Raw genomic sequence first — 18,249 nt, forward strand, 5'->3', positions numbered from 1 at the left:
ATGATGAACAGGCGAACTTTCTTAAAGCAGACAGGTGCTTTTTCAACCGCGCTGCTCCTACCGGCCTGCCTGAATAAGGTGAAGGAAGAGAAGAAAAATCCATATTTATTGGTGGTTTCTGGCTGGCAGGATGTGAATATTGGAGATATTGCCCATACGCCAGGTTTGTTGCATATCTTGCAAATGCACTTGCCTGATGCGACAATTACTTTATGGAAACGGAGCAAAAGCGAAAAGGTGGAAGCATTATTGAAGAAGAATTTTCCGAATATAGAGATTCTTTATGGCAATCCGGATAAAGATTTTACGGTTACGGACAATAAGATTCTGGAAGCTATCAATCGTGCCGATGTCTTTATTCACGGATCGGGACCATCAGTTGTGGCGGCCAACTGTTTGGAGGCTTGGCGTAAAATTACGGATAAACCTTTCGGAACTTATGGTATCACGATTCAGGATATATCTCCTTCATTGAAGAACCTGCTGGACGATGCATCGTTTGTTTTTACCCGCGAGACTGCCTCGATAGGGAAACTGAAAGAAGCTGGGGTAACGAAGCCTGAAATCCGCTTTGTTCCGGATGCTACTTTCGCTCTGAATATTCAGAATGAAAAGAATGCTCATTCGTTCTTAACGTCCAATAATCTGGAAGACCGTAAATTTATTTGTGTGATTCCCCGGTTACGTAAAACACCGTACTGGTTGATCCGCAGGAAAAGCTATACGGAGGAACAAATTGTAGAAATAACGGCATTGAATGACAAATGGAAAGAGATCGACCATGCCAAAGCTCGCGAAGCAATCGTTCGTTGGGTAAGAGAAACCGGGAATAAAGTCCTTGTTTGTCCGGAAATGACTTATCAGGTCGATATTATGGATGAGCTTTTGATTGATCCGCTACCGGATGATGTTAAAAGGAATGTCGTAAAACGCGGTTATTGGCTACCGGACGAGGCTGCATCTTTGTATAGCAAAGCTTTCTGTGTCCTTAGTTTTGAATGTCATTCTCCTATTATCTCTTTGCGGAACGGGACACCTGCATTTTACCTCCGCCAGCCAGAAGATACAATAAAAGGGCAAATGTATTATGATTTAGGTTTCGATAATTGGGTGTTTGAGATTAACGACACGATAGGAAAACAGATTGCCGACCGCTTGATGGAAGTTTATTCTGACTATAACAGTGCGCAGGCATATCGTAAACGAGGAATGGATAAAGCCTTCGGACTGTTTGATACAGGTGTAAAAATCATTTCTCAATTCTTATAAACAGATCCAGGAACATCCTTTTAAGATGGATATTTCCTTCTGAAAAGACTTACATATTCAAGGGCAAAAATGTACATCTTTGTTCTCTGATATGTAAGTCTTTTGTTTTTCTGAATGGAACATATTATTTCTTTTTATTCCCCTCTATAGGAGGTTTTGTTTTTTTTCGTTACATTAGCCCCTGTTTTTAATAACTCAGTTAATGATTAAGAATTAATACCTTATGAAACACTTTCTTTTACTTCTCTTATCAATCTTTGCGCCCGTGACATGGGGGCAGCAGGCAGAACAGTTCAAACTTTGGCCGGATATGCCAGAAGCAGGCGAGGCTGAAATATTTGTTTATCATCCGGCAAAGGGCAAGAAAGCGGTGCCAGCGGTGCTGATCTGTCCGGGTGGCGGATATAGCGGGCTGGCGATGAACCATGAAGGGCATGATATGGCGAAATGGTATGCTTCGAACGGGTTTGTTGCTGTCGTTTTGAAATACAGGATGCCGAAAGGCGTGCATACGATCCCGCTGAGCGATGCGGAGAAAGCGATGTCTGTTATTCGGGACAATGCAGCCAAATGGAACCTGGATGCGAATAAGGTCGGAGTGATCGGCTCGTCGGCAGGCGGACATCTGGCAGCCTCGCTCAGTACGCTTGCGGCAGATGCCAACCGCCCGAACTTTGCGATCCTTTATTATCCGGTGATCAGCTTCGACAACATGACGACACATGGCGGTTCCAAAAAGAACCTTTTAGGGAAAGATATCGAGAATAAGGTACTGATCGACCGCTACTCCTTGCAAAAACAAGTGGACGACAAGACTCCGAAGACTTTGCTTCTGCTGAGCGACGATGACCAGACCGTTCCGCCGTTAAACTCTATCCTTTATTATACGGCACTGAATGAGCATCATATCCCGGCTTCCCTCTATATGTTCCCCAACGGAGGACACGGCTGGGGATTCCGGTATGACTTCACCTACTATCAAGAAGTGAAGGACTTGATACAGAAATGGCTTACTTACATAAAAATCACGGATTAATCGACCTATATCATGAAACCTATTACACTTTTATTGGCCGCAGGCTCCCTGCTGCTGAGTGCACAAGGAGTTTCCGCGCAGACGGACAATTCCGGGAAAAAAGAATATTGGAATGCAAACACTCTGTTGATTCCTTATCGGCTGCCACCTGCTCCCGCCGGATATAAGCCGACTTATATAGATTTGGACGGAGACGGCGATCCGGATATCCTGCGTACAGTAACGGCCAACGGCATTCCGGTCCAATGGATCGACGACGACGACGATATGCAGTACGGCGACCTGGAAGGCGATACCGACAACGACTGCCTGATGATAGACCGTAATAAAGACGGCATCTACGGCGGCTACGGCGACCTTATCATCGACTGGGTAGGCGAAGATGAAAACGGCAATCCGCCCATGCAGGTCGTAGTAGACAATATCCCCGAAGCAGACCGAATGAAGACCGGCAACGGGCATTATATGTGGGTGGTGGACACGGACAAGGACGACGTGTTCAACTATATCGACTGGAACACGTTCACCCTCCGCTGCTGGATACATAACGGCTTGTCGGATTTCTACGAAGATTATAACGGAAAGAGTGCCTTCATGAAGGTACACAGCACGACCGAACGTGTGAACGATGTCCGTATGAATTGGGAAAACCCGTTCCTGTTCTATGATCCCGACAATGACGGGCTGACAGAGATGGCGATCCGTTTCTGCGACTCTCCCAAGATCGTGAAAGAGAACGGGCAGGCCAATTCCGTCCTCTCCGGAAATATCGACTGGGTTTCCATTTCGATGGATACGGACAACGACAATGCACCAGGCAATGAGTTCGACTTCGACATGACCATCCATTTTTCCGGCCCCGGTTTCAACTACGAAAACCAGAAACACGTCAACAAGAACCTGCGCGGGCTTCCCGAAGCCGACACGTTCTTCCTCGATGCCCGTTGGCGTAAACTTCCGGAGTTGCTGTATCCGGATCATGATGCAGCCTGGGACCTGACATTCAAGGAGGGCAAATGGGATAGAGTCTGGTTTACTTACGACGAGGACGACGATTGCAACCGTTGGGAACGCGTGGAACTGTATCAGCCGCTCGATCCGTTCAAAGTCGGGAAGAACCAAGGCGGAATCGATAACAACGGGCAAGCCGACCCGGCCGGCGACCGGGGCGAATGGGACCAGGACAATTCCGGTCACGGGCAGTTGTATGTCAGCCCGATAGACGGAAAGATACACTTGTACGGAGCCGAATGGGGTTGTTGGCGCATCGACCAGAACGCCCGTTACTATCAGGGAATGGGCGGGATCTATGACGGCTACGGGCCGAAACGCATCGAGACCGAACCGACCGTGTTCCCGACTGTCAAATATACGGATACGGACAATAACGGCTTCTTTGACCTGATGGAGTTCGACCTGGATGGCGATAAGGTGTTCGAACAACGCCTTTCCATGAAAGAACTGGGATTGGACGACCGTTGCGAAGTGATCAATACCGCCTCCATGAAATACGAAGATTTTGCCGACCTCGAATCGAAAGTCTCCGACACCATGTGGAAGAATGCCGAGAAGGCGATTGAAGTGGCAAAAGCAAAAAAACTGAATACCAAATGGTATGCTTTGATGTTGCAGCCGAAATCCACTCGCGAACGCTATCACTATGGCTTTTGGCTTCAATTCTATCTGTACAACGACCTGAAAGATTTGGCCGTAAGGACAAACGACAAGGCGTTGGCAAGCGTAATCGACAAGGCTTATTTGCAAGGCAAATGGGAGCTGATCAAATAATTTATCAACTTAAGAACAAGAATAGTATGAAAAACATTTCGAGAAGAACCGCCATCAAGACGGTATTGGCAGGAAGCGCAGCGATGGCTGTGTCCGGTATGGAAGCAGCAGCTCCCGCAAAGAAGAAGAAAGTGGAGAAATCCGAACCGCTGAAAGGCAACATCCGCCATTCCGTGAGCAAATGGTGTTTCGGCAGTTATCCGTTGGATGAATTCTGTGAGATTTGTAAAAAGATAGGAATCGAATCGATCGAACTGCTCGACCCGAAAGACTGGCCTGTCGTACAGAAACATGGTTTGACCGTTGCAATGGCGCAAGGTGCAGGCTTAGGCATCGACCGAGGGTTCAACGACCCCAAGCTGCATGACGAGCTGGTCGCCAGTTACGAACAAATCATCCCGCAGGTGGCCGAGGCCGGCCTGACGAACCTGATCTGTTTTTCCGGCCGCCGGAACGGCGTGACCGACTTGCAGGGTTGGGAAAACTGCGAGAAAGGGCTGAAGCGCCTGATGCCGATAGCCGAAAAGTATAATGTCGTCCTCACGATGGAACTTCTGAACAGTGTAGGGCATAAGGATTACTTGTGCGACCATACCGTTTGGGGAGCGGAACTGTGCCGCCGCATCGGTTCGCCGAACTTCAAGCTGCTGTATGATATCTATCATATGCAGATCATGGAAGGGAATGTGATCGAGCATATCCGGAAATACCACCAGTATTTCTCTCATATCCATACCGGAGGCGTTCCCGGCCGTGCCGAGATCGACGAAACGCAGGAACTCTACTATCCGGCTATCATGAAGGCGATTGTGGAAACCGGCTATAAAGGATTTGTAGGGCAGGAATTTGTTCCGAAGCAGGAAGACAAGATTGCCTCGCTTGAGAAATGTATCCGTATCTGTGACGTATAAACAGGCAAGTATGAAACGAATTGTTATTTATCCTCTGCTGTTGCTCTTCGCTTTGTGCGGGTGTAAAGGGAGAAACGAGACCACACAGGCCGGGAATATATTCAAACCCGGTGAAATCTGGCCGGACAACAACGGCGTGCACATCAATGCTCATGGCGGCGGCATGTTGCAGCAAGGCGACACTTATTATTGGTTCGGCGAGCACAAAACGGAAGGTGAAGGGGGAAATGTAGCCCTGGTCGGCGTCCATTGCTACTCTTCCAAAGACTTGTATAACTGGAAAGACGAGGGAATCGCCTTGTCTGTCTCGGACGACGAGTCGAGCCCGATCGTAAAAGGCTGTATCCTGGAGCGTCCGAAGGTGATTTTCAATAAGAAGACGGGGAAGTACGTGATGTGGTTCCATCTCGAACCGAAGGGCGCCGGCTATACGGGAGCCAAAAGCGGTGTCGCTGTCAGCGACAAGGTTACAGGACCGTACAAACTGTTGTCCGCCGATCGTCCGAACGCCGGGTTCTGGCCTAAAAACGTGTTGGATATCCATAAAGGCCCGGTTCCCGAAGAATCGAAGAAAGGTTTCGGTGGCGGCGGCTTGCCTACCCATCCCGACACGCTGAACCTGCTGGGACGCGATTTCGAGAGCGGGCAGATGGCACGTGACATGAACCTGTTTGTCGACGACGACGGGAAGGCGTATCATATTTATGCTTCGGAAGATAACAGCACGTTGCATATTTCCGAACTGACGGACGATTATACGGCTTGTTCCGGCAACTATGCCCGTTTCTTTGTCGGCCGTTTCATGGAAGCGCCTGCCATGTTCAAGAAAGACGGCAAGTATTACCTGATCATGTCCGGTTGCACCGGTTGGGCCCCGAATCCGGGCCGTTCTGCCGTCGCTTCCTCTATCTGGGGACCGTGGAAAGAGTTGGCTAACCCATTTGTGGGAGCCGATTCGGAAACCTCTTTCCATTCGCAGAGTACCTATGTGCTGCCTGTTCCCGGAAAACCCGGCCGATTCATTTATATGGGAGACCGCTGGACACCCAAGAATGCCATAGACGGCCGTTATATCTGGTTGCCTATCCGCTTTGAAGGGGAACAGCCGGTTATCGAATGGATGGACGAGTGGAAAATGGACAATTGACTATGGATAATTGGCAATTGGGAAGGGAATGATATTTAATTATCAAATCTCAATTCTCAATTGTCAATTGTTTTGTACTTTTGTTGCCACATAAAACAAACAAAGAATGAAACCAATAATGTCAATGAGTTCTAACCATACAATGGTCAGAGAATTAAAGGACTATCTGACGATCGCCTTAGGTATGGTCTTTTATGGAATCGGGTGGACCGTTTTCCTGTTGCCAAACGATTTGCCATCCGGGGCGGTTCCGGGTATTGCCTCCATTGTCTATTGGGGAACAGGTTTACCTGTACAATACACTTACTTCACCATTAACGCCTTCCTGTTGCTGCTTTCGCTGAAGATTTTAGGTTGGAAGTTCAGCATGAAGACAGTGTATGCTGTTTTCGTCCTGACGTTTTTCCTTTCCGTAATACAACGTCTGACTTCCGGACTTCATCTCTTGCACGACCAGCCATTTATGGCTTGCATCTTAGGGGCTATCTTTTGCGGGAGCGGCATCGGTTTCGCTTTCACCGCGAACGGGAGCACGGGAGGAACGGATATCATTGCTGCTATTGTCAACAAATACCGGGATGTCAGCCTGGGACGCATGATTATGTTCTGCGATATGATCATCATCGCATCCAGCTATTTTGTACTGCACGACCTGGAGAAAGTGGTTTACGGTTATGTGACCCTGTTTGTCACTGGATACATGATCGACCAGGTGGTCAACAGCTCCCGCCAGTCGGTCCAGTTTTTTATCATTTCCAACAAATATGAAGAGATCGGCAGGGAGATCAATGCCCTGCACAGAGGTGTGACCGTAATCGACGGGACCGGGCTTTATACGGGCAGACAAGTGAAGATGATGTTTGTTTTGGCAAAAAAGAGCCAATCCAACACGATTTTCCAAATCATCAATGATATTGATCCGAGAGCTTTCGTTTCGCAAAGCGCCGTTATCGGTGTCTACGGAGAAGGATTCGATCATTTCAAAGTGAAGAAAAAAACCACTTGACAGATTATCCCGGTATTCTTCACTCATATTCTGTTTTGTATCTTCGACCTAAAAATCATACGGCAATCCGGTACATTATCCATTGGATAAAATCGGAATCCGTTCCCTATGTATTTTCATTTTAATGCAAGTGTAATCTATTTTCGGCAATGCCGTATATATTTTCGACGATGTCAAATATATTCTTGACAATGCCGAACTTATTCTCGACAATACAGAAAACAGATTACACTTGCATCTAAATAAAATTATATCAGAGTCGCAGATCAAATCTTTGCAAAGGCCTGATCCAGGTCATCGATGATATCATCGATATATTCGGTACCGATACTCAAGCGCACCGTCGAAGGTGTGATATGCTGCTCGGCCAACTCTTCCGGACTCATTTGAGAGTGGGTCGTCGTGTACGGATGGATCACCAGGCTCTTCACATCGGCCACATTGGCAAGAAGAGAGAATATCTCAAGCGAATCTATAAACTTCCAAGCAGCTTCCTGTCCGCCTTTGATCTCGAATGTAAAAATGCTTCCACCTCCTTTCGGGAAATACTTTTTATAGAGTTCATGATCCGGGTGAGTAGGCAGTGACGGATGGTTCACTTTGGTTACTTTCGGATGTTTGGACAAATATTCCACGACTTTCAAAGCGTTGGCTACATGCCGTTCCACACGGAGGGACAATGTTTCCAGACCCTGCAACAGGATGAAAGCGTTGAAAGGCGAGATCGTGGCTCCTGTATCACGAAGAATGACAGCACGGATACGAGTAACGAAAGCTGCCGGGCCTGCCACGTCGGCAAAGATCGCACCATGATAGCTTGGATCCGGTTTGGCCAATGTGGGGAATTTATCCGCATTTGCTTTCCAGTCGAATTTGCCACCGTCCACAATCACACCTCCCAGGCTGGATCCGTGGCCACCGATAAACTTGGTTGCGGAATGGACGACAATATCTGCCCCGTGTTCGATCGGACGGATCAGATACGGTGTCCCGAACGTATTATCGACAATCAAGGGGATGTTATGGCGATGAGCGACTTCTGCCACGGCATCGATATTGGTGACATCGGAATTGGGATTGCCGAACGTTTCGACATAGACCGCTTTCGTGTTTTCCTTAATAGCCGCTTCCAAAGCCTGCAGGTCATTTACATTCACAATCGTATGAGTAACGCCTTGGCCGGCCAAAGTGTGTGTAATCAGATTGAAAGAACCGCCATAGAGATTATCGGCAGCCACAATATGGTCGCCAACCCCCAATATATTTTGTAAAGCATAGGTTACAGCCGCTGCACCTGAAGCGACAGCCAAACCGGCCACACCTCCTTCAAGAGCTGCAACGCGTGCTTCGAAAACTCCCTGTGTCGAATTGGTCAGACGACCGTAAATATTCCCTGCGTCGCGAAGTCCGAAACGGTCTGCCGCATGCTGTGAATTATGAAACACATAAGAGGTTGTCTGATAAATAGGAACGGCACGTGCATCTGTTGCGGGGTCAGCCTGTTCTTGTCCTACATGAACTTGTAATGTCTCGAAATGTAATTTCTTTGTTGCCATAGTCGTATTATTTTTAATTATTATTTCCGTTTATTTTCCGACAAAGCTACAGCGTGCAGGGATATCAAACAAGATATACGGGAAATAAAGAAAATAATGCTATTTTTACGGCTTCAAACAGAATACAAAAACTACATAGAGATTAAAAAAAGGATTTCGATAGAATTTTATTCTTATGAGCACAATTGAAAAATTAGACAAAGTAGACTTGCAGATACTCCGCACCTTGCAAAACAACGCCCGGCTCACAACAAAAGAGTTGGCCGCAAGTGTCAGCCTTTCGTCGACGCCAGTATTCGAGCGCCTGAAACGCCTTGAAAACGGGGGGTATATAAAGAAATATATTGCCGTGCTGGATGCCGAAAAGCTAAACCAGGGGTTCGTGGTCTTTTGCAGTGTCAAGTTGAGAAGGCTGAACAAAGAGATTGCGGAGAAGTTCACAAAGATCATACAGGAGATTCCGCAAGTCACGGAATGCTACAACATATCGGGGAGTTACGATTACTTGCTGAAGATCCACGCGCCGAATATGAAATATTACCAGGAATTCATCCTGAACGTGTTAGGCACGATCGACAGCCTCGGTTCGCTCGAAAGCACCTTTGTAATGGACGAGGTGAAGCATGATTACGGCATACATATTTAACGCCTCGCCCATGCCTTGCATTTATTTCTTCAAGGTATAGATCCGCTGGATGATGTCCACAACCTTCATGCCTTCCAGCACGTTGGTCGTGATGCTTTCCGAACTTGCGCCGGAAAGGACACGGACCACATTGCGGATCACAAAATTGTGGTTCTGCGCGGAACCTTTATAAGGGCCGTAGTCATTTCCCGGATTCGTCGGCGCCAATTCCGGCATCTCATAGTCTTTGATATGGCAGTATTCGACTTCGTTCATATACTGCCCGCCGATTTTCACGCTTCCGTTCTCCGCAACAATCAGCATACTGCTTTCCATGTTCTTGTCCCAGACAGAAGTCGAATAGCTCAGGCTTCCCATTCCTCCGTTCACGAAGTCGAAATTCACAAAACCCGAATCTTCGAAATCCGTGAGCCCGGCATGGTTGAAATCGGCAAAGCGGGCCTGGATATTGCAGATATCCCCGAAAAGCCAGTACATAATGTCAATGAAATGGGAGAACTGGGTGAAAAGCGTCCCTCCGTCCAAAGCGGCATCGCCGTGCCAGCCTCCGGGTTTATAATAGCGCTCGTCACGGTTCCAATAGCAATTCAACTGAACCATATAAATCTTGCCCAACTTGCCGGAATCCACCATTTTCTTGATCCAGACGGAAGGGGGAGAATAACGGTTTTGCATGACACAGAACACTTGTTTACGGTATTTCAGCGAAGCATAGACCACCTTCTCGGCATCGGCAAGCGTCAGTGCCATCGGTTTTTCAATCACAACGTTGCAACCGGCTTCGACAGCTTGGATGGCCATTGCTGCATGCAAGCCGTTCGGCGTACAGACATTTATGACATCTATGGAAAGCCCGCTCTGCAATAATTCCGTAAGAGAAGAGAAAAACGGGACATCGTATGCTTCGATACCCAATTCTTCACGGGGACGGATATCACAAAGGGCTACCAATTCGGCACCCGGTTCGCGCGTCACCATCTCGGCATGGCGTTTGCCGATATGACCACAACCGATTACTGCGAATTTTATCTTTTTATCCATAAATCATAAATTCTTTTTCAAGTTTTCTATTATATATTGTTGTTGTCCGGGAGACATTTCCGTATGAATGGGCAAGGAAAGGACGGATTCGCACAAACGGGTGGAGACATCCAGGCTGCCGGATACACGGGAGATGCGCCGATAGGCTTCCTGATGGTGTACCGGCACGGGATAATAGACCATGGAAGGGATCCCCCGCTCTTTCAACAGACACTGAAGGGCATTACGCCGGCCGTCTTTTACCTGAACCGTATATTGGTGATAAACATGGGTCGAAAAGGCTGACCGCGCAGGGATAACCAACGAATCGCAGGAGGACAAGGCTTCGTCATACCGCGAAGCGACCTGCCGGCGGGCTTCTGCGAACTCTTCCAGATGTTTCAACTTCACATCCAATATGGCAGCCTGCAACGTATCCAGGCGGGAGTTGCATCCGATCCGCTTATGATGGTATTTGCATTCCTGGCCATGATTGGCAATCATGCGGATACGGGTAGCCAGCTCCTCGTCGGAGGTTATCAACGCACCCCCGTCGCCATAGCAGGCCAACGGCTTGGACGGGAAGAAGGAAGTCGTCCCGATATGTCCGATCGTTCCGGTCTTTTGTACCCGCCCGTCGGAAAAGGTATAATCGGCGCCGATGGATTGGGCGTTATCTTCCACGACATACAGATGGCGGGCTTCGGCCAAAGCCATGATAGGTTCCATATCGCAAGATTGCCCGAACAGATGGACGGCCACGATCGCTTTTGTCCGCTCCGAAACAGCCGCTTCTATTTTCCGGGGATCGATATTGAAGGTCCGGGGATCGACATCCACCAGCACGGGCACCAAGCCCAACAAAGCGACAACCTCGGCTGCCGCTATATAAGTAAATGCCGGCAGGATCACCTCATCGCCGGGCTGAAGTTCCAATGCCATCAAAGCGATCTGCAAAGCGTCTGTCCCGTTGCCACAAGGGATCACGTATGGGACTTGAAGATAGTCGGCCAAATGCCCGGCAAAGGTTTTCACCTGCAGGCCATTGATAAAGGCACAACTGTCGATCACCGCTTGCATGGACTCATCGATCTCCGCTTTGAACCGGAGATATTGCCCATGCAAGTCGACCATCTGTATCTGTTCTTCACACATTGTATTGCCTATTTCACTTCGCTGCCCGGTTTCACCTCTTTTTCAGGAGTGATGACAGCCAGTTTGCCGTCGAAATTTTCTGCTGAGAGGATCATTCCTTCGGAAACGATGCCTTTCAACTTGCGCGGAGCCAGATTGGCTATGAAGCATACCTGCTTGCCAACAAGGTCTTCCGGCTTGTAATGCTGGGCGATACCGGAAACGATCGTTCGTTTTTCCAGGCCGTCATCGATACGGAACTGCAACAGTTTGTCCGCCTTAGGCACTTTCGTACATTCCAGTACGGTCCCGACGCGGATATCCAGTTTCGTGAAATCGTCAAAAGCGATGTTTTCGCGGATCGGCTTCGCCTTGTAGTTCGCTTCTTCGTTTGCTTTCTTCGTGTCCAACAGCTTTTGCACCTGTGCTTCGATCACGCTGTCTTCGATCTTCTCGAACAGCAGTTCCGATTTGCCCAACTGGTGGCCGGCTTCCAACAGGTCGGTCGATCCCAAACGGTTCCAGCCTAATGGTTCTACATTCAACATCTTGTTCAGTTTCTCCATGCTGAACGGCAAGAACGGCTCGAAAGCGATCGCCAGGTTTGCCGTGATCTGCAAAGCGATGTTCATGATCGTGGCGACACGTGCCATGTCGGTCTTTGCCAGCTTCCAAGGTTCCGTGTCAGCCAGGTATTTGTTTCCGATACGTGCCAGGTTCATCGCTTCTTTCTGGGCATCGCGGAAATGGAAGGTATCCAGCAGGCGTTCCACATTGGCCTTTACATCCGCGAAGTCGGTCAATGTCTGGCGGTCATAATCGGTCAGCTCGCCGGCAGCCGGCACCTTGCCATCAAAATACTTTTCGGTAAGCACCAAAGCGCGGTTGACGAAGTTGCCTAAGATGGCAACCAGTTCATTGTTATTGCGTGCCTGGAAATCTTTCCAGGTGAAATCGTTGTCTTTCGTTTCCGGAGCATTGGCTGTCAAGACATAGCGCAACACATCCTGCTTGCCCGGCATATCTACCAGATATTCGTTCAACCAGACAGCCCAGTTGCGGGAAGTGGATATTTTGTCACCTTCCAGGTTCAGGAACTCATTGGCAGGCACATTTTCCGGCAGGTTATAAGAACCTTCGGCTTTCAGCATGGCGGGGAACACGATGCAGTGGAACACGATATTGTCCTTTCCGATGAAATGCACCATCTTGGTTTCAGGATCTTTCCACCAGGTTTCCCAGCTTTCGGGGAGCAGTTCTTTTGTATTGGAGATATATCCGATAGGCGCGTCGAACCAAACATACAGCACCTTTCCTTCCGCACCTTCCACCGGCACGGGAATACCCCAATCGAGGTCGCGGCTTACGGCGCGAGGCTGCAATCCCATATCCAGCCAGCTCTTGCACTGTCCGTATACGTTCGGTTTCCACTCCTTATGTCCTTCCAAGATCCATTGGCGCAGGAACGGTTCCCATTTATCCAAAGGCAGATACCAGTGTTTGGTCTCTTTCATCACCGGCTGGCTGCCGCTGATAGCTGATTTCGGGTTGATCAGTTCTGTCGGGCTCAAAGACGTACCGCAGGCTTCGCACTGGTCGCCATAGGCCCTTTCATTGCCGCAATGAGGGCAAGTCCCGGTTATATAGCGGTCGGCAAGGAACTGTTTTGCTTCCTCGTCATAATACTGTTCGCTTGTTTTCTCGATAAACTCGCCTTTATCATATAAGGTACGGAAGAAATCCGATGCCACCTGGCGATGCGTAGCCGAAGTCGTACGGGAATAGATATCGAACGAGATGCCGAAATCCTCAAAAGACTTCTTGATAATACCATGATAACGGTCCACCACGTCCTGTGGCGTAATTCCTTCTTTCTTCGCCCTCAGTGTGATAGGCACTCCATGTTCATCCGATCCACCAATCATCAAAACCTCTTCCCCTTTCAGGCGAAGATAGCGTGCATAAATATCAGCAGGCACATATACCCCTGCCAAATGCCCGATATGCACCGGTCCGTTCGCATACGGCAACGCCGTAGTTATCAGCGTTCTCTTAAACTGTTTTTCCATACCTTGTGTTCTCTTTTTGAGAGGCAAAGGTACACATTTCTTGCTTAACCTAAAAAAGAAAGGAATATCATTAGTTGTTATAATCCGACTAAGGATACACTAAATAAGTTACCGCTAATCATAAGTCAACTCCATTTCGTCCAGATAGAGCGTACTACCTTCCCCGCCTGTGAAATAATCACCATATTTGCTGGCTGTCGCCACAATAATAAGATATTTGGGTTTGCGATAATCACGATAATCTAACTGAATTGTATATTCCTCATAACCAGATATGGTCTTAGCAGAAATGAACTCACCATAAGCAATAATATTTTTATCATTCTTGCTAAACAACTGCCGTTCCGACTTCTTGGTTTTGATCTCATAAGGTTCTGCTTTATCAGACAGAGCCACATAAATATGACAAGAATCCGGTCTGCCAAGCAAATAATTATAATCGGAATCGCTACTTTTATTTATCTCAGCCGAAGTATATTTGTATTTAAACTTCAAACCTGTCGGATAAGTTTCAAATGGACGTCCAAAGCTCAAGACACCGTTAGTACCGTCTGTACGGATATACGAACCGACAAATATATTACCTGCCGCAAACTTACCGATACCGGCAATTCCGACAAACCGCGATTCCAATTTGGCAGCTTTTCCGGTTCCGTTACTCGTTTCATCTGTCGGAATCGTATTGCTGTCTCCCAATGTAGTAGCTCCTCTATTTCCCGTATCCCAAAAAGAAACACTTGTTGCCAACCACGGATTCCATAATTTACCATCTTGATGCCATTCGTCAAAACTACCATTGGTCAATGACACTGATGCAGCAGTCTTACATTCCACTTCTTCTCCTACAACACCATCAACCATCACACGATACACATAAGTAGTATTCGGATTCAAATTTGTTATTGTAGCCGTGAAAGATGTACCGTTGACGGTTACGGAACTTGCCGGAAGCGTCTGCCAACTATCATCCACCTGTGTTTGAGACGAACTCTTTTCTCTGTATTCTATTACCGGAACCTTACCTTCCTGAATCATTCCGGTTACTATGATCCGATTGACCATCGCTATCGCTTCGCCACCGGAAACAGCGCCACCATCCGTATGCAGAATTGTCACTTTCCAAGTCTCCGTTACTCCAAAACGAGTCACTTCAAATGAGCGAGGACGCGAAAAATCCGTTATCGTCGTCGGATCAGGGACAACTGTTCCTACCGAACCGCCCAGTTGCATCTTAGTCACCGTTATCCGATCCAAATGTTGCTCTTTTGCCACATACACGATCATCTCCCGATTTGCCAAATCGATTACCGGTTCACCCACCTGATTGCTGACTTGCACAGCCCGGTCTATCGTCTGATTAACCGTTATCTTCCAAGGATACTCTTGATATGTCTGCAAAAGCAATGAGACAGACGAAGAAAAATCCACCCGTGTATCGGCATTCTTGGGCAAACTGTCCAAAGAAGAAAATCCGATTCGTGGAAAAGCGTTATAGTTGAGACACGCCACAGAATCCATCCGTACCTCCGCATCATTAGTCACCACCAACTTCTTGATCCGGAGAGTTGCAAGATCGACCGCGTCGCCCACCTTTACCGTTACTATCCCTTTAGTCTTGTCTATTTCCAACGTATTATCCAATTGCCCTTCTACCAGGAAATCGGTAATACTTCCTTCCCGATATGGATAAGGAATATCATTCTCTATACATGAAACAAGAAAGAACAAACAACAGAGAAAACCTGTCACATTTCGTTTTATATGATTTATATCCATACCTCGTCAAAAATAGAAGTTCATACCTAAGTTAATCGAAAATAGGTCTATCTTAAAATTAGCGGAACTGCTACGCCGTGAGCCTTTCTCAATCTGGTCGGTTGTCTGATCAGTCCACTTCATATTAAAACCCAGTACGCCAATCGACACCTCAACGGCTGCAAAGTTAGTGATAAAAGCCGTCAGACCCGGTGCCATTCCGATCTGCAAATTCTGAATGGTCTGGTAGGTACCGGTATAATCGGCACCAGTACCCGAAGAGTTTTTACCCTGTCCATAACCATAGGTCACGCGAGCTTCATTAAACAAACCAAAAATCTTACTGCTTCCAATCGGCATATAGGTACGCACAAATCCAGTAGCAGAAAAAATGTGTTCCAAATAATTTAGATCACTGATATCAAAATTAATATCGTCATCCAAATCCAAACTGATATTTCCTAAATCCGTATAAGTACGGTTATAGGAAAAACGTCCGCCCAATGCAACATTATCCCGAATGAAGTAGCCGAAGAAAGGACTTACTCTAAACGTATAACCGGTACTTTCAATTTTCTCCAGTACCAAGAACTTATAATTGTCATCCTCATGTTCCGAATAAGAAAAAGTCGATCCGACCATCCATTGCCCTTTCGGGATAAAGGTATGACTTTGAATACCTCGGTCGAAGACTTTACGACCAAAGATTTTTGTTTGGGCTTGCATTAAGCCTGTGCATAGAAATGCGATAAATAAAATAACTATTGTACGCTTCATTTTTTTACTTCTTCCATTGATCCCGGATAAACTAATTCCAAATCATCTAACCACATAGTACTACCTTTTCCTCCTTCCATATAGTCACCGTATTTACTTGAAGAGGCAACTACAATAATATATTTAGGTATACGCTTTAAATCTTTATATTCCAAATCAACAGTAAACTCCTTAAATGAATCTGCTCCTTTAGATTCCTCATCACTTATAGATCCATAAGCAATTACGGCACTACTATTGGGATCAAAATAAATTTTTTCATTTGTATTAACTGTAATTTGTTCATCTGTAAGAGCGATATAAAGAGAACACAGATCATCTTCGCCTTCTTCCAAATGTCCTTTACTCACAGAGACTTTAGCAGATGTATATTTGTAATATCCTTTTAATTTATTAGGACGACACTCAAAAGTTCTACCTAAAGTCAAAATTCCCCCCATACCATCTCTCTCAAAAGTCCCTGTAAATATATTTCCAGCAGCAATAATCTTCATTGTTTCCTGTGTTTCCATTTTCACAGAAGATCCTTGTCCTAACGCTGTTTCGTTATTTTGAGTAGTCATAATATGCTGACCAAAATAGCTGACATTTCCACAATCCCAAAACGAGGAACTTGCATCCTTTGCTGGTTTAGGTAATCCATCACTATCTGTATACCAGTCTTCAAATCCTGAATTTGGCAATTGAATATCATCCTCTGTTGTAAACTCTTCAGGTTCACTGTTTGTATCATTTTGCAACAACCGATATTCATACTTTGTACCCGCATCCAAATTCGTCACAACTTGTGTTACATTGGAAGCTCCATTCGTGGCAACAGTCACTTCACCGGCAACATCTATCCAATCTGTTGTTCCCGATTTTCGATATTGGAACTTATAAGAGGCTTTATCTCCCTCTTTCGCGTTCTTTACATATCCCCTCAATGTAGCAAAATGTGCCCACACTTCCGATTCGACTACCGGATGAGTCATGATTTGCAGATTGACAGTTACAGAAATCGTTTGCACCGTTTCATGTCCCATCTCGTCACGGACAGAGAGAACAAAGGTATGCGTACCTCCTGGCAACTGTGCAATCAAATTGTCGAAAACCAATGTAAACATTGCCTTTTTATCATCCAAAGCAGGAACATCCAATCCTATTTCAGCTAACTTATTCTTACTTTCTTCCGACAATTTCAGTAAATCCAAAGATGATGAAATCTTATGCTCGTCAAACAAAGACGAAGTCGCAATCATGGTAACAGATTCCAATCCTATATTCGCAGAAGAGATATTCAATATTACTTTTTTGGAGTCTCCTTTATCCAAAGAGATTATTCCATTGCTCTCCTTGTCATCTTCCAACACTTTCACCACCGGCGGTTCCTGCTTATATCCCGACTCCGGCAACGGGATCGTCACCGTATGGTTCTCGTCATTGGTCGGATCAGAATCTATCGTTATATCGAAGTCCATTCCGGAATTATCTTCACCACTATCCACCAAATCGAATACCAGATGATAATGATCTTTTGCTTCCGTCTTCTCGATCAGCTTGGACATGTGGAATGTCAATCCTTCTTTGTTCGTCAATGTCAAATCGACCAACAGATAACCGGGTTGGAAATAACCGGCACGTGTCTCTTGCATATCATATTCCAAATAGCTTCCCGTCACGTCAGAGACTTTCGCCACACAAGATGCAAATTTATCCTGAACCGGCTTTGTAAACTTACTGGTTACTTTCACGCAAGTCAAAAAACACTCAATTGCAGTTTTAGTTGTCTCACCCGCTTTTATGACAACCTTGTCTTTATCCCCGTAAAAAACAGGTTTTTCAAACTCTAATTTGTTCGAAGGATTAGATGTGACCTTCACCTTATAAGTTCCGACATCCAACAACACACGCTCGCCGGCCATATCATTGTAATCGGAAAAATGCTTCACGACCGAATCGTTCGCTCCGGTACAAATATCCACTGCCAAAGATTGATCCTTGACATCGAAACTACGCGTGATCACTTCCACGTTTTTCGATACACCTAATTCCAAATAGCCTGTTGTTTGAATACGGTTATCTTCATTATCACATGATACCCAAACAAACAACATTAAAAACAAACAACCTATTATATATGATAACTTTTTCAT

14 protein-coding genes are annotated in these 18,249 nt (G+C 46.4%); 7 read left to right on the forward strand and 7 right to left on the reverse strand.

Annotation, left to right across the window (positions count from 1 at the left end; genetic code table 11):
* The 6 genes from BQ9893_RS15465 to BQ9893_RS15490 all read left to right on the forward strand — a co-directional run bounded on the left by BQ9893_RS15465 (nucleotide 1) and on the right by BQ9893_RS15490 (nucleotide 7,157).
* Nucleotides 1–1,269 (forward strand): polysaccharide pyruvyl transferase family protein, encoded by a 1,269-nt coding sequence (locus BQ9893_RS15465; RefSeq protein WP_244155156.1) that lies wholly within the window; start codon nucleotides 1–3, stop codon nucleotides 1,267–1,269.
* A 223-nt stretch (nucleotides 1,270–1,492) separates the two neighbouring features.
* Nucleotides 1,493–2,305 carry an alpha/beta hydrolase gene (locus BQ9893_RS15470; RefSeq protein ID WP_075966791.1) on the forward strand — a complete coding sequence of 271 codons (813 nt, stop codon included), beginning with the start codon at nucleotides 1,493–1,495 and terminating at the stop codon, nucleotides 2,303–2,305.
* A gap of 12 nt (nucleotides 2,306–2,317) precedes the next feature.
* Nucleotides 2,318–4,093 carry a hypothetical protein gene (locus tag BQ9893_RS15475; RefSeq protein ID WP_075966792.1) on the forward strand — a complete coding sequence of 592 codons (1,776 nt, stop codon included), beginning with the start codon at nucleotides 2,318–2,320 and terminating at the stop codon, nucleotides 4,091–4,093.
* A gap of 26 nt (nucleotides 4,094–4,119) precedes the next feature.
* A complete protein-coding gene (locus tag BQ9893_RS15480) occupies nucleotides 4,120–5,004 on the forward strand; it encodes a hydroxypyruvate isomerase family protein (protein WP_075966793.1) in 885 nt (294 codons plus the stop codon).
* Between the two features lie 10 nt (nucleotides 5,005–5,014).
* Nucleotides 5,015–6,151 carry a glycoside hydrolase family 43 protein gene (locus tag BQ9893_RS15485; protein ID WP_075966794.1) on the forward strand — a complete coding sequence of 379 codons (1,137 nt, stop codon included), beginning with the start codon at nucleotides 5,015–5,017 and terminating at the stop codon, nucleotides 6,149–6,151.
* A gap of 106 nt (nucleotides 6,152–6,257) precedes the next feature.
* Nucleotides 6,258–7,157, forward strand: coding sequence for a YitT family protein (locus BQ9893_RS15490; RefSeq protein WP_075966795.1), 900 nt, complete (start codon nucleotides 6,258–6,260; stop codon nucleotides 7,155–7,157).
* A gap of 266 nt (nucleotides 7,158–7,423) precedes the next feature.
* Here BQ9893_RS15490 and BQ9893_RS15495 read toward each other — a convergent pair whose 3' ends face one another.
* Nucleotides 7,424–8,713: an O-acetylhomoserine aminocarboxypropyltransferase/cysteine synthase family protein gene (locus BQ9893_RS15495; RefSeq protein WP_075966796.1), complete on the reverse strand. Its 1,290-nt coding sequence runs from the start codon at nucleotides 8,711–8,713 to the stop codon at nucleotides 7,424–7,426.
* Between the two features lie 175 nt (nucleotides 8,714–8,888).
* Between BQ9893_RS15495 and BQ9893_RS15500 the strand changes: the two genes are divergently transcribed.
* On the forward strand, nucleotides 8,889–9,359 hold the full coding sequence (locus tag BQ9893_RS15500; protein ID WP_075966797.1) for an Lrp/AsnC family transcriptional regulator: 471 nt from the start codon (nucleotides 8,889–8,891) through the stop codon (nucleotides 9,357–9,359).
* Between the two features lie 21 nt (nucleotides 9,360–9,380).
* Here BQ9893_RS15500 and BQ9893_RS15505 read toward each other — a convergent pair whose 3' ends face one another.
* The 6 genes from BQ9893_RS15505 to BQ9893_RS15530 form a co-directional block, all read right to left on the reverse strand.
* Complete coding sequence (locus BQ9893_RS15505) at nucleotides 9,381–10,400, reverse strand: Gfo/Idh/MocA family protein (protein WP_075966798.1); 1,020 nt, start codon at nucleotides 10,398–10,400, stop codon at nucleotides 9,381–9,383.
* Nucleotides 10,401–10,403: 3 nt separating this feature from the next.
* Nucleotides 10,404–11,534: a DegT/DnrJ/EryC1/StrS family aminotransferase gene (locus BQ9893_RS15510; protein ID WP_075966799.1), complete on the reverse strand. Its 1,131-nt coding sequence runs from the start codon at nucleotides 11,532–11,534 to the stop codon at nucleotides 10,404–10,406.
* 8 nt (nucleotides 11,535–11,542) lie between these two features.
* Nucleotides 11,543–13,582 (reverse strand): methionine--tRNA ligase, encoded by a 2,040-nt coding sequence (metG, locus tag BQ9893_RS15515; RefSeq protein WP_075966800.1) that lies wholly within the window; start codon nucleotides 13,580–13,582, stop codon nucleotides 11,543–11,545.
* 114 nt (nucleotides 13,583–13,696) lie between these two features.
* Nucleotides 13,697–15,358 carry a PCMD domain-containing protein gene (locus BQ9893_RS15520; protein ID WP_075966801.1) on the reverse strand — a complete coding sequence of 554 codons (1,662 nt, stop codon included), beginning with the start codon at nucleotides 15,356–15,358 and terminating at the stop codon, nucleotides 13,697–13,699.
* Between the two features lie 6 nt (nucleotides 15,359–15,364).
* The gene (locus BQ9893_RS15525; protein ID WP_075966802.1) at nucleotides 15,365–16,114 is read right to left on the reverse strand and encodes a hypothetical protein; all 750 of its coding nucleotides are present in this window, start codon (nucleotides 16,112–16,114) and stop codon (nucleotides 15,365–15,367) included.
* Nucleotides 16,111–18,249 (reverse strand): PCMD domain-containing protein, encoded by a 2,139-nt coding sequence (locus BQ9893_RS15530; protein WP_081415475.1) that lies wholly within the window; start codon nucleotides 18,247–18,249, stop codon nucleotides 16,111–16,113. The genes BQ9893_RS15525 and BQ9893_RS15530 overlap by 4 nt, the downstream gene beginning before the upstream one ends.

The organism is Parabacteroides massiliensis (assembly GCF_900155425.1).
GTDB lineage: Bacteria > Bacteroidota > Bacteroidia > Bacteroidales > Tannerellaceae > Parabacteroides > Parabacteroides massiliensis.

What these genes read in the sequence shown, in the direction of transcription:
- BQ9893_RS15470 (WP_075966791.1), top strand. Translation starts at nt 1,493, where the DNA reads ATGAAACACTTTCTTTTACTTCTCTTATCAATCTTTGCGCCCGTGACA.
- BQ9893_RS15485 (WP_075966794.1), top strand. Translation starts at nt 5,015, where the DNA reads ATGAAACGAATTGTTATTTATCCTCTGCTGTTGCTCTTCGCTTTGTGC.
- BQ9893_RS15520 (WP_075966801.1), bottom strand. Translation starts at nt 15,358, where the DNA reads ATGGATATAAATCATATAAAACGAAATGTGACAGGTTTTCTCTGTTGT.
- BQ9893_RS15510 (WP_075966799.1), bottom strand. Translation starts at nt 11,534, where the DNA reads ATGTGTGAAGAACAGATACAGATGGTCGACTTGCATGGGCAATATCTC.
- BQ9893_RS15495 (WP_075966796.1), bottom strand. Translation starts at nt 8,713, where the DNA reads ATGGCAACAAAGAAATTACATTTCGAGACATTACAAGTTCATGTAGGA.
- BQ9893_RS15490 (WP_075966795.1), top strand. Translation starts at nt 6,258, where the DNA reads ATGAAACCAATAATGTCAATGAGTTCTAACCATACAATGGTCAGAGAA.
- BQ9893_RS15480 (WP_075966793.1), top strand. Translation starts at nt 4,120, where the DNA reads ATGAAAAACATTTCGAGAAGAACCGCCATCAAGACGGTATTGGCAGGA.
- BQ9893_RS15530 (WP_081415475.1), bottom strand. Translation starts at nt 18,249, where the DNA reads ATGAAAAAGTTATCATATATAATAGGTTGTTTGTTTTTAATGTTGTTT.
- BQ9893_RS15465 (WP_244155156.1), top strand. Translation starts at nt 1, where the DNA reads ATGATGAACAGGCGAACTTTCTTAAAGCAGACAGGTGCTTTTTCAACC.
- BQ9893_RS15525 (WP_075966802.1), bottom strand. Translation starts at nt 16,114, where the DNA reads ATGAAGCGTACAATAGTTATTTTATTTATCGCATTTCTATGCACAGGC.
- BQ9893_RS15505 (WP_075966798.1), bottom strand. Translation starts at nt 10,400, where the DNA reads ATGGATAAAAAGATAAAATTCGCAGTAATCGGTTGTGGTCATATCGGC.
- metG (WP_075966800.1), bottom strand. Translation starts at nt 13,582, where the DNA reads ATGGAAAAACAGTTTAAGAGAACGCTGATAACTACGGCGTTGCCGTAT.
- BQ9893_RS15500 (WP_075966797.1), top strand. Translation starts at nt 8,889, where the DNA reads ATGAGCACAATTGAAAAATTAGACAAAGTAGACTTGCAGATACTCCGC.
- BQ9893_RS15475 (WP_075966792.1), top strand. Translation starts at nt 2,318, where the DNA reads ATGAAACCTATTACACTTTTATTGGCCGCAGGCTCCCTGCTGCTGAGT.